Here is a 16225-nt window from a genome sequence, read left to right as displayed (position 1 = left end):
GGTGTGAGGGTGAATATTCAAGAGATACTTCGCGCTTTGCAAGCGGGAGAGGTTAGTTCTGAAGATGCCAAGCGTCGAATTATGGAGCTGAAGGCTGCCGACGGGAGGAAAATCCCGTCTCCAGCAGACCATGCTGATTCCCGCAGTCCGGAACCGGAGAAGGCGGGATTGAAAGTCGACAGCCGGCAGTCAGCGAAATCGGATTCTGCTGGCCTGGTCGTGTCGAACGTTCATCACATTAGCGAGGTTTCTTTGCGGCCATGGTCTGTATCGGAGCCTGGCTTTGGTGAAATGACGATACAAGTCATGGCATCGGCAGTTAATTTTCCAGATCTCATGTGCGTAAACGGGCTATATCCGACGATGCCCGACTATCCATTCGTGCCGGGGTTTGAAGTAGCCGGAATCGTCACATGCATCGGCAAAGGCGTAGAGGAGTTCCAGATTGGCGATGAGGTCATCGCTCTTACAGGCAGGCAGCTGGGCGGCCATGCCAGCGAAGTGAATGTTGCCGCCGCTAATGCCGTCCGGAAGCCTGCCAACATAACGTTTGAAGAAGGGTGCAGCTTGCCTGTTGTTTTCTCCACAGTTTATCACGCTTTCGAGACAGGGAAGCTTGCGCAAGGTGAGCAGGTGCTCATTCAGACGGCGACAGGAGGCTGCGGCCTTATCGCCCTGCAGCTGGCGAATTTGAAAGGCTGCAAGATTTATGGTACGAGCAGCAAAGCCGATAAGCTCGCCCTGCTTGATAGGCTTGGCGTTGCTGCGGCGATCCATTACAGCGCCTCGCCTTTTGATCGGGAAATCGCCTCCTTAACCAATGGCCGCGGGGTTGATGTTGTACTTAATATGCTGTCCGGGGACGCGATTCAGAAGGGCTTGAATTGTTTGGCCCCTTCAGGCCGCTACCTGGAGCTGGCCGTGCATGCGCTGAAGACAAGCGGAAATCTGGATCTTTCCGGACTTGTACATAACCAAACAATTCATAGCATTGATTTACGGCGGTTAAGTGCCCAAAAGGGATTTAACAAGGAATTGCTCCATGTGATGGTTGACCTGCTTCAAACGGAGAAAATCGTACCCATTGTGTCCAGGATATACCCCTTTCAGCGAATTAAAGAGGCGCTTGAATATGTCAGCCGCGGACAGCATATTGGCAAAGTCGTCATAAGTCGTACGGCGGAGGATATGACGGACCAGACCGACGAGCTGATCGAGCGGATGCAAAGGCAGAAAAGTCAGAGGCAGGAATCCTTTGGATTGCACAGTGCACAAGTGGTCGTCCGTAGCCAGGAAGATATGACCAAGGAGAAAAGCCGGAAATCGCCCGCTCTGGATGGCATTGCCATCATCGGGATGTCAGGCCAATTCCCGAAAGCTGCTAATATTGACGAATTATGGGACAATATTTGCAAAGGTGAAGATTGCGTATCCGAGATTCCTGCAGAACGCTGGCCTCTCGAGCGATACTACGATCCCGATCCAAAGAAGCCAGGCAGAACATATTCGAAATGGATGGGCGTCTTGGAGGATGCGGACAAATTTGATCCGTTATTTTTCCAAATATCGCCTGTGGAAGCGGAATACATGGATCCGCAGCAGCGGCTATTCCTGGCGAACAGCTGGGCATGCATCGAGAATGCCGGACTGCGTCCATCCGACTTGTCCGGTAGCCGCTGCGGGGTCTTTGCCGGATGTGGCACTGGCGATTACGGACGTTTGGAGAGTGGAGAAGAGCTCCATGCGCAAAATCTGATGGGGACCTCGGTTTCCATTTTAAGCGCACGCATCTCCTACCTGCTGAATTTGAAGGGTCCCTGCATGGCGATCGACACCGCTTGCTCCTCATCGCTTGTCGCGATTTCAGAAGCCTGCAACAGTTTGCTCCTGGACAATTGCGACATGGCGTTGGCTGGCGGCGTTAATGTCATGAGCGGACCGGCTATGCATATTATGACGAGCAAATCCGGGATGCTGTCCAAGGATGGGCGCTGCTATACGTTCGATAACAGGGCGAATGGATTCGTTCCGGGGGAAGGTACGGGCGTGCTGCTGCTTAAGAGGCTGTCCGACGCGGTCCGCGACAAAGACCCGATTCATGCCGTCATAAGCGGCTGGGGTATTAATCAGGACGGGAAGACAAACGGAATTACAGCCCCCAGCGCTGCTTCACAGGAAGAGCTGGAGAAATCTGTCTTTGATAAATTCGGTATTAACCCGGAGACCATTTCGCTTGTCGAAGCACATGGTACAGGAACAAAGCTCGGCGATCCGATCGAGGTAGAAGCCCTTACTGCATCGTTCGCCGCATATACGGGCAAGAAGGGCTACTGCGCACTCGGTTCCATTAAGAGCAATATCGGTCATTTGCTCGCGGCATCCGGCGTATCGGGCGTAATCAAGGTCGTACAGTCGTTGAAGCACCGTATGCTGCCGCCAACCATTCATTTCGATTCCTTGAATGAGCATATCCGACTTGATGGAAGCCCCTTCTTTATAAACACGTCCTTGAAGAAGTGGGAGATCGAATCCGGCATTCGACGGGCCTCCGTCAGTTCCTTCGGGTTTAGCGGAACGAACGCCTATATGGTCATTGAGGAATATAATCCGGAATCGCTCGGACATTCGGCTCCTCCTATGGATCAACCGCTATTATTCCCGGTATCGGCCAAGACCGAAAATCAGCTGGACGACGCTGTCGCATCCCTGAAAGCCTTCCTACTGCGGGAAACAGACATCTGTTTGTCAGATGTGGCGTTGACGCTGCAAGCGGGGAGGGAAGAAATGGATGTCCGTGCGGCGTTCACGGCAAAAACGAGGAAGGAACTGCTGCAGGCAATGGAGGACCATTTGCTGCGGAGACCTTCTTCTTTTGTATTCACTGGGAAAGTAAACAGAAGGCAAATAAGGAATGCGATCGCATCAAGCGAAGAACTGACATCGGAGAATGAGACCGGTTCCTCTCAAGAGGAAAAGCTTGCCGATACTGCAAAGAAATGGGTGCAGGGCTTACAAGCGCTGCCTTTGGTGAACGGAGGGAAGCGCATCCACATGCCGACCTATCCGTTTGCGAAGGAGCGGTACTGGCTTGAAGCAAAGGCTTCGGACCGGGACCCGCTCCATACGAAAATTTTAACCGAGCGTCTTCATCCACTTGTGCACAGAAATACGTCGGTGTTAGGGAAGACCCGGTTCAGCGCTTCCTTTACAAATGAGGAGACGCTGCTGCGAGACCATGTTGTCTCCGGACAGTCTATCATGCCAGGAATGGCCTTCCTTGAGATGGCCCGCGCTGCAGTCGAGATTGCGACCGATTACGTGGATAAGGGAAAGGCCATTACGTTGGAAAATGTGGTATGGCTGCGGCCTTTTATTGCGAAAGCGACGGCCGAACACATTCATGTTTCCTTAACGCAGGAGGGTGACAACCAAGTTTCATTTTGTATTCTGGCAGGACCTTCAGAGGCTGATGCGGATGAAGGCCCGATTTATAGCAAAGGGACAGCTGTTATTCATGCGGCTTCTGCCCCTCCTCAGCTGGACGTGCAGGCCATTCGCGCGCAATGCTCGGTCGCAAAGCTGGATCAGGAAACGTGCTACGGTGCTTTCGAAAATATGGGCATTGCATATGGTCCAGGTTATAGAGCAGTAAAGACGATTGAAATCGGCGAAGATTGTGCGATCGCTAAGATTCATTTGCCGGCCGCCATGAGTGACGAGATGCAGCGGATTGGATGCAACCCGGTATTGCTCGACGCTGCCGCTCAGTCCACGATCGGCTTCGCCTTGCACAGTCATGGACGCCAAATCGACGCTGAGGCAAATGGGCCCTATGTGCCATTTGCCATTCAGGAGCTTACGGTCTACCGTCCTTGTACTTCAGTGATGTGGGCGGTCACTCGCATAAGGAAAGCAGAAGCTTCAGGAGATTCGCTGCGCGTCTTCGATATCGATTTGTGTGACGAGGAAGGCCATGTTTGTGCGGCCATGAGGGGAATGGCAACCAAGCGTGCAGGGAAATCAGGGACCTGGAGCTTTACCCCCCATCAAACCGAGACTGATGGTTCTCACCGATTACCTGATGGATTGCTGCTGGTTCCTACCTGGGAACTTGCCGCGTTCAACGAAGCGCCAGCCCTGCAGCATGTTCCGGATGCCGACATCGTGATCGGCGGAACGCCAGAGCAAATCATTCAAATCAACCACAGGTATCCAGCGGCTCAGTCGCTGTCGTTTGAAGCCGAAGCTTCGATTGAGGATATGGCTCAGAAGCTGAGCAACTATAACGATCTGAAGCATATTATATGGATTTCGCCAGTTCATCCGATTCAAACCGTTCGGGACGAAGGTATGATCAGTGAACAACAGGATGGGATATTCCAGCTTTTTAGGCTCATAAAGTCACTACTGGAAATCGGCTTCGGGTCGAGGCCCTTGCACTGGTCCATCATCACCGTGGAGGCTCAGCCGATTCTTGCAGGTGAAACATCTGGCTTTGCACATGCTGGTGTCCATGGGTTGGTCGGGTCGATGGCGAAGGAATATCCGAACTGGAGCGTGCGACTGTTAGACATAGGCCTGAAGGATGAACTGCCGTTGGACGTTCTGCCATCGCTACCAAGGGATGCCAAGGGAAACGCATGGGGCTACCGAAAAGGCGGTTGGTACAAGCAGATGCTGATTCCTGTCAAAAGCTTGCCGATTAAGCGTACCGCTTACCGGCACGGCGGCGTTTATGTCGTCATCGGGGGAGCCGGAGGTATTGGCGAGGTATGGACCGAGTATATGGTCCGTACCTATCAAGCACAAATCGTGTGGATTGGCCGCAGAGAGATGGACGAAGCCATTCGGGCTAAGATCGCACGGTTAGGGGATCTTGGACCTTCGCCAGCCTATATCCAGGCCGATGCGGCAAATTTGGTATCGCTCCAGAAGGCCTATGAGACGATAAAATCGCGGTATACGCGTATTCATGGCATTGTTCACTCCGCGATCGTCCTGCTCGATCAAAGTTTGGCAAAAATGGATGGGCAGCGGTTTGAAGCGGGGTATTCAGCCAAAAACGGTACAGCTGTAAGAACAGCTCAAGTATTTGATCGTGAGCAGTTGGACTTTGTTTTATTCTTTTCATCTTTTAATTCGTTTCTGAAATCGCCTGGTCAGAGCAATTACACAGCTGGGTGTACATTTAGCGACGCTTTCGCAGCGAAGCTCGCCTCCGAATGGTCTTGTTCCGTCAAGACGATCAATTGGGGGTATTGGGGAAGTGTAGGGACGGTTTCATCCGATGCTCTCCGTGAGAAAATGGCACGGATCGGAATGGGGTCCATCGAGCCGGACGAAGCCATGGACGTCGTGGAAAGACTGCTTGCCGGGAAGGTGAATCAACTGTGCTTCGTTAAAACGACCAAGCCGCTGCATATAGAGGAAACAGCCGCAGACCAGCATATAGCGGTTCTACCAGAACGCTTCGGATCAGTCCTCGGCAGGATCAGAAGCGTTTTCGCTCCGGCTCCCTTTCAAGCTCTCTCGTCTGCAGCGCGACCTTTAGAGGAAGAGACGGGAAGCATCCTGGATGCAAAGCAGCGGGCAGAGGTGCTGTCTCTCGTGAGGGAAGCGGCTGCAATGTTTTTGAAGGTCGACGAACAGGACATAGAACCCGACGCGGAATTAGCGGAATACGGCCTTGATCCGGTTAAGATGAGTTTACTCACGGAATTGCTCAATCAACGGCTCGGAATAGATGTAATGCCGGAGCTGGTCATCCGGCACCGGAGTTTCAGGGAGCTGGCAGATAGGATCGCAGATATAAGATGGAAGCCGGGTGTATAGCAATGGACGAAAGGAGCGGTCAGGTGAACGGTATAGAGGAGAGCATACGAGATGTAAAACGCCTGGAAGAAGAGGTTCTGGTCAAGCTTCTTTGGGTGCAGCTGCAAGCTGCCGGCTTCTTTAACCGAGAGCGACAATCCAAGGAGGGGCTGGCCGGATTGCTGGGCCAATCTAGGCTTTACGACAGATGGTTGGAAACTAGCATCGATTATTTGCTTCGTTATGGTTTTATATCGGAGGTTGTCGGCGAATACGTCGTCGATCCGAATCGGAAAGAAGACCATGCAGCCGTTTGGGCCCAATGGGATCGGCATTTAGAGCAGTGGAGGGATCACCCGGATTCCGGCGCGCAAATGATCCTTGTCGACGCTGCACTCCGAGCACTTCCACAGGTGCTGTGCGGAAATACGGCCGCTACGGATATTATATTCCCGAACGGATCGATGACGCTTGTCGAGGATGTCTACAAAAACAATCACATCGCGGATTACTTCAACAAGATCGTATCGGATCTTACGCTTGCGTTTATTAAGGAACGGGTTCAAGAAGATCCTGCTGTTCGCTTGCGCATTTTGGAAATCGGCGCAGGAACGGGCGGAACAAGCGCACGGGTGCTGGCGGGACTTAAACCGTTGCAGGAGCATATTGCAGAATACTGCTATACGGATATTTCTCAAGCGTTTTTGCTTCATGCCCAGCACGAGTACGGACCGCATTACCCTTTTTTGACCTATCGTCTATATGATGCCCAGAAGCCGGCGGCGGTGCAGGGCTTCGAGGAAGGCGCATTCGATCTTGCGATTGCAACCAATGTGCTGCATGCAACCCGAAATATGAAGACAACGATCCGAAGCGTCAAGACGGTCCTGAAGCACAGTGGATTGCTGCTCCTCAATGAAATGAGCAGCAGCAATCTGTTCATCCACCTGACGTTCGGTCTACTTGAAGGCTGGTGGCTGTATGAGGATCAAGAGCTTCGGATGCCGGGATCACCGGGTTTGACACCCAATTCGTGGCGTTCGCTGTTGGAGGAGGAGGGCTTCCTCGATGTGTTTTTCCCTGCTGAGCATTCACACGGTCTTGGACAGCAGATTATAGCAGCCGAAAGCGACGGTGTGATCCGGATACGAAGTCAAGAGGATGCATCGAATAACACTGCAGAAGAACAACCCCAGCGGAAGCCGATTGCTCGTACAACGCTGTCTGCCAAAAAGGATGAACAAAGCCAGGAGGTGCTCCGCGAGAAGGGCAGAGAACGACTGAAGGCGCTCATCTGCGAAACGCTGAAAATTCCATACCAGCGCATGGAAACATACGTGTCGCTAGAGACATACGGAATCGATTCGATTCTGGTCGTACAGCTTACGGAAGCACTCCGGCCTCATTTCGCCAAAATAAACAGTACACTATTTTTCGAGCACTCAACGATTAATGCGTTAGCCGACTATTTGCTGCAAACTCATCCGGAGGAGATGCTTCGCTTCACGGGAATGGAGAGACAAGCAGTAGGCAGCTCCATTTTCGATACGCAAGAAGTATCCGATAGCAATCTAGCGCCAGATCGTCATATGAAACCGGCAGCCCTTGAGCCGATAAACGAACAGCAACCCGTCATAGAAATGACGGGGAGCGAAGCGGCAGGCAAACAGGATGTGGCGATTATCGGCTTGTCCGGACGTTATCCGGGGGCACGGAATGTAGAACAGTTCTGGGAAAACCTTAAACAGGGAACAAATTGCATTACCGAAATCCCATCCGACCGGTGGGATTGGAGACTCTACTACGACGAAGAGCGGGGCAAGGAGGGCGCTGTCTATAGCAAATGGGGCGGATTCCTGGACGATATTGACAAATTCGACCCGCTATTCTTTCAGATTGCGCCGAAGGAAGCCGAACGAATGGATCCGCAAGAGCGGATTTTTTTGGAAACCGCTTATGCAAGTATAGAGGATGCCGGTTATACCCCGGAACGTCTAAGCCGTTCCGGGAAGGTTGGTGTTTTTGTCGGGGTGATGAACGGCAATTATTCGACTGGGGCGAATTTCTGGTCCATAGCAAACCGGCTATCTTATCTTATGAATTTCCAGGGGCCGAGCCTGGCTGTCGATACGGCATGCTCCTCCTCGCTCACTGCGATCCACCTTGCGCTCGAGAGTATCTATTCCGGTACTAGCGAATGCGCGATTGCGGGCGGCGTTAATTTGATCGTAGATCCCGTCCACTACAAGAGGCTAACTTCGATGAACATGCTCTCCTCTGGCGATCAATGCAAATCCTTTGGTGCACAAGCCGATGGATTCGTCGATGGAGAGGGTGTAGGCGCGGTTGTCCTTAAGCCGTTGCATGCTGCGATTGCAGACGGCGATCATATTTACGGCATCATAAAAGGAAGTATGCTGAATGCCGGCGGCCGGACGAACGGCTATACGGTACCCAGCGCTTCCGCTCAAGCGCAGCTGATCCAAGACGCATTAAAGCGGTCTGGCATACATCCGGGTGCCGTCAGCTATATCGAAGCTCATGGTACTGGAACGGAGCTGGGTGACCCGATTGAAGTCGAGGGGCTGACACGAGCATTCTCGCCGCTGGCTAAAGAACATGGCTATTGTGCGATTGGATCCGTTAAATCGAATATCGGCCACTGTGAAAGCGCGGCCGGCATAGCGGGACTGACCAAGGTGCTGATGCAAATGAAGCATGGACAGCTTGCGCCCACTTTGCACGCGGACGAAGTGAACCCGAATATCGCCTTCGATCGGACGCCTTTTGCGGTGCAGCAGCGGCTGACGGAATGGAAACGGCCCGTCGTCGTCTTGAACGGGGAAACAATCACGTATCCCCGTATCGCCGGCATATCCTCCTTCGGTGCCGGAGGAGCGAATGCCCATCTTGTCGTCCAAGAGTTCACAGAGAAGGCCGAAGACCGTCCGGATTTGGCACAGCACGTTTCCATCATAGTTTTATCCGCGATGAACGAGGAGCGTCTGGAAGCGAAAGTCCGCCAGTTCGCTGAAGCCATCGGGGCAAGGACATGGCGGAATGAGGATCTTGCAAATATTGCGTTTACGCTTCAGATTGGCCGGCAGGCGATGGAGGAACGTTTAGCCTTCACCGCAGCGTCAATTGCCGAGCTAAAGGAACAGCTAGAACAGTACAGGATGTATGGCGCCGGCCCCGGCATTTATCGCGGACAGGTTAAGCGGGGAAGAAATTCGTTTCAAGCACTGGCTGCTGACGATGATATGCAAACGGCAATTGATGCCTGGTTTGCCAAGGGAAAGTACGGCAAGCTGCTTGACCTTTGGACGAAAGGGCTCGAAATCGATTGGCAGAAGCTCTATGGCGGCAACCCTCCGCGAAGGGTGAGCCTGCCGACTTATCCGTTTGCCAAGGAACGCTATTGGCTCGCTGCTTCTGAGCCGGATGCGGATGCGGTTCAGGTCCCTTTTGAAGGGATGACGTTTCAGGAAACGTGGCAGCCGACTAAATGGAAGGAAGTGTTGCGCGAACAGCCGCGGACAGTCGTTTGCTTCCTTTCGGATTCACACCGTCAACTAGAGCTGACGGAAGCCGTTAACCGCTTAAGTCCGAAGACGAAGCTGGTTTTTGTGTCACGTTTCGAGGGCGGCGCGTTGAATACATGGCCGCATTCCATAGATAAGTGGGATTCATCCGGCTTCGAACGGGTGCTGGCGGACGTCAACCGGACAGAGGTGGTAGAAGCCATTCTGTTTTTATGGCCTTTGGAGACAGCGCCTTCAGCGCAAATGACGGACGAACTAACCGCGCTCATCCAAGGGATGCATGTCTCCGGCCTTACGTCAACCAGGCTGCTGGCCGCGGCGATGTGTTCTACGGATATCGAACGCTGCCATGCGGAGTCTTGGATCGGCTTTGAGCGTTCGATCGGCCCGCTTATGAAGGATGTGCGGATGTCTGTTCATCTCTTTACGGATGGTTTTCAGGCGGAACGCAGTTCGGGTCGCAATCTTTGGGAGTCGTTGTGGATGGAGCTTGGACAGGACAAGGTGCGAAGCTCTTTATTTACAGGGGGAGAGCGGCATGTTTGTTCCGTGCGCGAAACCCGGCTTCAGCCGAAAGCGACCAAATTCCGCCGGGGCGGCATTTATCTCATAACAGGCGGCTTCGGCGGAATCGGCATGGTCGTTGCGGAGCATTTGGCCAAAACGTATCAGGCCAAGCTTATCCTGACAGGTCGGTCATCCATTGATGCTGGCAAAAGATCGATGATGAAAAAGCTTGAAGCGGCAGGCGCCGCCGTATTCGCGATCCAAGCGGACGTGTGTGACTATGCCGCCATGAAGCAAGGACTTGCTGAAGCTCGGGCTGCTTTATCGGGAAGCATAAACGGCGTTATCCATGCAGCCGGTACGGAAAGCGGTCGTAGCATTCTGGAGAAGAATACAGCGCAATTCCAAGAAGTCATACAACCGAAGATTACCGGCACGCTCTTGCTCGATGAGCTGCTTCAAGAAGAACGCGAGCTTGATTTTGTTGCTTACTTCTCTTCGATATCCGCTGTACTGGGCGATTTTGGATCTTGCGATTACGCTGTCGGTAACCGGTTCATGACCGCCTACGCGGAGCAGGCTTCCCGCGTTCGCATGGGAGATCGACGACATGGCGGGTCGATTGTTTCCATTCAGTGGCCGCTGTGGAAGGATGGCGGCATGAGTGTCGGGGATCCGGCTATGACGGAAATGTATCTTCAAGCAAGCGGCCTGCGTGCCTTGGAAGCCGAGCAGGGGATCGCGCTGCTTGAGCTTCTGTTAGCACAGGATGAGCCCAATCATCTTGTGATGGTTGGGAATCGGGAGAGCGTCTGCCGCTCTCTAGGTCTAGAGCCGGCAGCTGAACAGGAAGCGGTAAAGCCGGTGAAGGCGGCGCCGTTGACATCAATCGCGCAGCGGGAAGAACGTGTCGAGCCACATGTAGAGCAGCTGCTAGAGGAAGACCTGAAGGCGCACATCAGTCGAATAGTAGCGATCCCGATTGACCGGATCGACAAGGAACAGTATTTTTCTGACTTCGGCTTCAATTCCATTAGCTTTGCCGAGCTGGCTTCAACGCTGACAAAGCATTACCGTATTGATCTTACGCCAGCCGTCTTCTTCTCCTACCCAACGGTGGAGAAGCTTATCCATTTTTACTTGCGGGAGCATCGTGATGACCTGACCGGGTTTTACAAGGACAGATATGAGCTTCGTCCTGATGGTGTACTGGATTTTCATCAGGAAGCAGTTGCTCCGGAATCCGTTCATACGGAGCCATCTAAACCGATTGACGTACCTGCCGCTGCGGTTGAAACACAAAGCCATCCATTTCCGGAGCCGATCGCGATTATCGGCATGAGTGGACGGTTTCCTGAGGCCCGTTCGGTTGAGGATATGTGGCGTATTCTCCGGGAAGGCCGCGATGTGGTTCAGCCGATGCCAGAGGAACGAAGCATTCTCATGAACGGTGAGAACTGGACGTGCGGATGGGTGCCAGGCGTCAGCGAGTTCGATCCTGCCTTCTTCGAAATATCTCCGCGCGAGGCGGAGCTGATGGACCCAAGACAGCGGCTGTTATTGCAGGAGTCGATGCGAGCGCTGGAGGATGCAGGATACGGGAGTAAGCAGTTGCGGGAAGGAAATATCGGCGTATTTGTTGGAGCCGAGGATGGTGACTACCAGTTTATCGCTAAAGGGGCAGGCAGTGTGACATCCACGAACAATGCGATACTGGCATCCCGCCTTTCGTACTTCCTTAATCTGAGCGGACCTGTTATGTCAATCAATACCGCTTGTTCCTCTGGGCTGGTCGCCGCTCATCAAGCATGTGTCAGCCTTCGCAACCGTGAATGCGATACGGCTATCGCCGCCGGTGTTAACCTTATGCTGACGCCGTTGTATTTGAACGGGATGAAGGAAGCGGGCATGCTCTCGCCAGACGGCAAATGCTATGCCTTTGACAACCGGGCGAACGGTATGGTACCGGGAGAGGCGGTCGTTGCCGTCGTGATGAAAAGATTGTCTTTGGCAAAAAAAGATGGCGATCCGATTTATGCTGTCATCCGCGGCAGCGGCATTAATTATGATGGCAAAACGAACGGAATTACGGCGCCGAATGCGGCAGCACAGGCCCGCCTCATCCGTTCGGTGTACGAGCAGGCCGGTGTGAATCCGAAGCAGGTAGGGTATATCGTTACGCATGGAACGGGTACAAAGCTGGGGGATCCTGTCGAAATCCACGCGCTTCAGGAAGCGTTTAAAGGGGCAGCGTTGAACGAAAATACATGCGCGTTAACCTCTCCCAAAACTAATTTTGGTCATAGCTTCGCTGCTTCAGGCCTGGTCAGCCTCGTTAATCTCGTTCAGGCGTTCCGTCATGAGACGATACCGGCAAGTCTTCATATAGAGAAGGAAAACGACTATATTCGCTTTGAAGGGAGTCCGTTCTATGTGAACCGCGAGCCGAGGCCATGGCGTTCCAGCTCAGACGAGCCGTTAACCGGTGCCATAAGTGCGTTCGGCATGAGCGGTACGAATGCCCATTTCGTCCTTCAGAGCTACAACGAGAAGCAGCACAGCAGCTATTCCGGTCAAACAGCGTATTATATGCTACCCCTTTCAGCAAAGAGCGAGGATGCGCTTTTGCGGAGAATAGAAGATATGCGCAATTACATGGCGAGCCAGCCTGCATCGGTGGAATTATCACAAATTTGCCGTACGCTTCTCGAAGGCAGACAGCCGTTTGCTTATCGCTGCGTAATCGTTGTCTCCAGCAAGGAGGAAGCGGTAGAAGCCTGGTTGGCTGCGACTGAGAAGCGGTCTAGCCCGCACATTTTGTTCGGACAAGTAGAACGGATGTTTAAAGCCGACAAGGCGAAGGAGCAGGAAAGGGCCGAATGGCTTCATAAAACCCAGTCTATGGACAAGGCTTCGAGAGAATACCGGGGAGCATTGATCGCGCTGGCCGAGTTATACTGCCAAGGCTATAGCCTGGACGGGGATTTATTATTCGGGGATGAGAGGCAAAGTCGTATCCATTTACCGGTATATCCGTTCTCTCGGGACCACTATTGGGTGCCGTCAGCACCACTTGAGACCTCAAGTAGTGCTAAAGCAGACTCCCTTAAGCCCGATACGACTCGTTTGCTCTGCAAAGAATGGATAGAATCGCAGGCATCGCCCGACGGTGAACCGCCAGGTAAAGTCGCTATCGTTACAGAGGATGGAACCCGCGAGCTTGCGATGGAACTTAAATCCCGGCTTCCCGGCGCTGTCGTCCTTTATTCTCGCCAACTCGATGAGATGACAGCGGGAGAGGGCGAGGAGATGGATTTCGATGCTTGCATTGACCTTTTAGGCTGCAGTAGCGAAGTGGATCGGAGCCTGGAAGGATTGCCTTGGCTCCAGCGACTAATAGACGTAAGACGAAGAAAAGGGATCAAATTGATCGGCGTAACGAAAGGTCTTGAGCGATTCCACAGCGATGCCGTGGGATTATCCGGAGCTTGCATAGCCGGACTATATCGTATGCTGCAAAGCGAATACGCGAATATTCATTCTAGGCATGTCGATCTGGATGCTTCGGATAATTGTAAAGACTGGGCGGAACAATTGATCGCAGAACTGCATTGTAACAGCGAGTGGCCAGAAATTTGTTACCGCAAATCCGTGCGTTACCGCGCATGCCTACGGGAGCAAGAGACGGCACAGAATGCCAAGGCGTTTTCATGGCCGGAGGGGCATGTGCTGTGGATTACCGGCGGAACGCGAGGACTAGGCGCATTGTGTGCACGCCATTACGTTGAAACCATGGGCGTGAAAAGGCTGGTCCTGCTCGGGAAAGAAGCACTGCCACCCCGGGAAGAATGGGAATACGAGGCAGTCCGAACTTCACCAATGGCGAAAAAGATCCGTTTGATCAAGGAATTGGAGGAGATAGGAGCTGACGTGCGGACGCTCGCCATCCCACTAACGGATACTGGTGCACTAAAGCAGGCGCTTCTTGAAATTCGAAAGGAATGGGGACCGGCAGGAGGCGTGATCCACTGCGCGGGCGTCGGCGATCGGGAGTATCCGGCTTTTGTTCACAAGCCAACCTCTGTTATACGGCAGGTATTGGAGCCGAAAGTGGAAGGCTTAATGTCCGTATGGGAAAGTTTTAAGGATGAGCCGTTTGCCTTTTTTGCTCTATTCTCGTCCGTATCGGCTGCTGTTCCATCACTGGCTGCGGGACAAAGCGATTATGCGATGGCCAATTCGTTTATGGATTATTTCGCACAGGCTCATGCGAATCAAAAGCCCATGATCAGCATTCAGTGGCCGAGCTGGAAAGAATCGGGCATGGGCGAGGTGCAAAGCGGCGCCTTCCTTGCCACCGGTATGCACAGCCTGACCGACCGGGAAGGGCTGAGATTGCTCGATCATATGATTGCAAATCTGCCGGGAGCGGTCGTTCTGCCTGCTGTCGTTCAACCCGACAAGTGGCAGCCGGAGCGTCTGCTTATGCGGCGACTTGATAGCAGTCTCACCACGCAGGCTCCCGCTTCCGGCTCATCGGAAGTGCGCTTGGAGTCACAAGCATCGCTGCCGGGAGCCGTACGTTCATGGCTGCTGGATTTATTTGCAGCGGAATTAAAGCTTGAACGATCCAAGCTGGAGCTTAACATACCGATTCAGGATTATGGTGCTGACTCGATCATATTGGCGCAATTAATTCGGACAATAAGCCGCACTGTAGGCAAGGATATAGACCCATCGGTGCTTTACGAGCATACTACCATTCAGTCGCTCGCAGATTGGCTGACGGCCTCCTACGGCGAGCCGCTGACCTGGGCATTGCTGTCTGAAAGCCAGGAGTGCCAGGAGCATGAACAATCAATGCCAATCCATGATTTTAGCGATGCGCCTTCAATGCCTGTAGCGGAGATATCCCGTCAGTCCATTCATCAGGAACGAATCGGCGAGGAGGATATTGCAGTCGTCGGGATGTCCTGCCGATTTCCGGGCGCAAAGGACTTGACCCATTATTGGTCGCTGCTCACGGATGGCCGAAGCGCGATACGGCCGGTCCCGAAGGATCGATGGGGGAGCGCCGATCCTTATTATGCAGGGCTGCTGGATGAGCTTACCCATGCCGATCCGTCGTTCTTTCATATTCCGGACGAGGATGCCAGAGCGATGGACCCGCAGGCGTTGCTCATCTTGGAGGAAAGTGTAAAAGCGCTTCATCACGCAGGCTATAACCGTGCGGACGTAAAAGGAAAGGCCGTTGGCGTTTATATCGGTGCCAGAACCCAGTATTGGCCGGGCGAGGAACTGCTCCTTCAAACGAGAAATCCGATCGTCGCAGTCGGCCAAAATTACTTGGCTGCCAATATATCCCGTTATTTTGACCTAAGGGGTCCCAGCATGGTGATCGATACGGCCTGTTCCTCTGCCTTAACTGGGATGAGCATAGCCATTCAAAGCCTGCGGTGCGGGGATACGGTGTCCGCATTAGTGGGAGGCGTCAGTCTGCTGAACAGCGACTTCTCGCACAAACTATTCGGTCAGCGCGGCATTCTGAGCAAAAGCTCGACATTTCATGTCTTTGACCGCCGAGCTGATGGCGTTGTACTCAGTGAAGGCGCCGGCGTTGTCTTGTTAAAAACAGTGAAACAGGCGCTGGCAGACGGAGACCGCATCTATGCGGTAATCAAGGGAATGGCCGTAAATAACGATGGGAGAACCGCGGGGCCAGCAGCTCCAAATATGCAGGCGCAGAAGGACGTCATGCTCGCTGCCTTAAAGAAGAGCGGTAGAAAGCCGTCCGACGTCTCTTATATCGAAACGAACGGCTCAGGCTCGGAAGTAACCGATCTGTTGGAGCTCAAGACGATCCAGCAGGTTTATGGCAACGGTGGAAATGCCGCTATTGCATTGGGCTCTATCAAACCCAATATCGGTCACCCGCTAAGCGCCGAAGGGATTGCGAGCTTCATTAAGGTTGTGCTGATGCTCGAACATGACCAGTTTGTACCGTTTTTATCGGGCGAGCAGCCGATGCAGCATTTTGATTTGGAAGCATCCCCGTTTTTCTTTCACCGAGAAACGAAGAACTGGAGTGAACCGGTTCGAACAGCCGCGATCAACTGTTTTGGCGACGGAGGCACCAATGTTCATGCAGTTATAGAATCTTGGCAGGAAGAGCGCTCAGGCGACGCCATACGGAAGCCGCTGCCTTGGCCGGAAGAATGGCAGGAAAGCAGAAAACAGATCAGCGTATCATCGTCTGATTCGCAGAAGGTCAAGAACCGAACGAATATATGGAAAATGAAAGCGGAAGAGCGGAAGGTCAACAGTCCGAAATCATTCTGGGGCGGAACTAAACCCAAATAACC

The 16225-nt window shown here is 53.1% G+C and carries 2 protein-coding genes and 1 pseudogene; all 3 read left to right on the top strand.

The window, feature by feature from the left end; genetic code table 11:
- Positions 1-9: 9 nt before the first annotated feature.
- The 3 genes and pseudogenes from C7R94_RS10905 (at position 10) to C7R94_RS10900 (ending at position 16223) form a co-directional block, all read left to right on the top strand.
- Positions 10-5832, top strand: a complete 5823-nt coding sequence (locus C7R94_RS10905; RefSeq protein WP_106780897.1) for an SDR family NAD(P)-dependent oxidoreductase — start codon at positions 10-12, stop codon at positions 5830-5832.
- A pseudogene (locus C7R94_RS31095) lies at positions 5814-9260 on the top strand (beta-ketoacyl synthase N-terminal-like domain-containing protein); the annotation flags it as partial. The gene C7R94_RS10905 and the pseudogene C7R94_RS31095, both read left to right, overlap by 19 nt.
- Positions 9261-9287: 27 nt before the next feature.
- A complete protein-coding gene (locus tag C7R94_RS10900) occupies positions 9288-16223 on the top strand; it encodes a type I polyketide synthase (protein ID WP_429781170.1) in 6936 nt (2311 codons plus the stop codon).
- Positions 16224-16225: the final 2 nt, after the last annotated feature.

Origin of the sequence: Brevibacillus sp. NRRL NRS-603 (assembly GCF_003013445.1) — a bacterium.
Lineage (GTDB): Bacteria > Bacillota > Bacilli > Brevibacillales > Brevibacillaceae > Brevibacillus > Brevibacillus formosus.
This window is presented reverse-complemented; position numbering and strand designations above follow the sequence as displayed.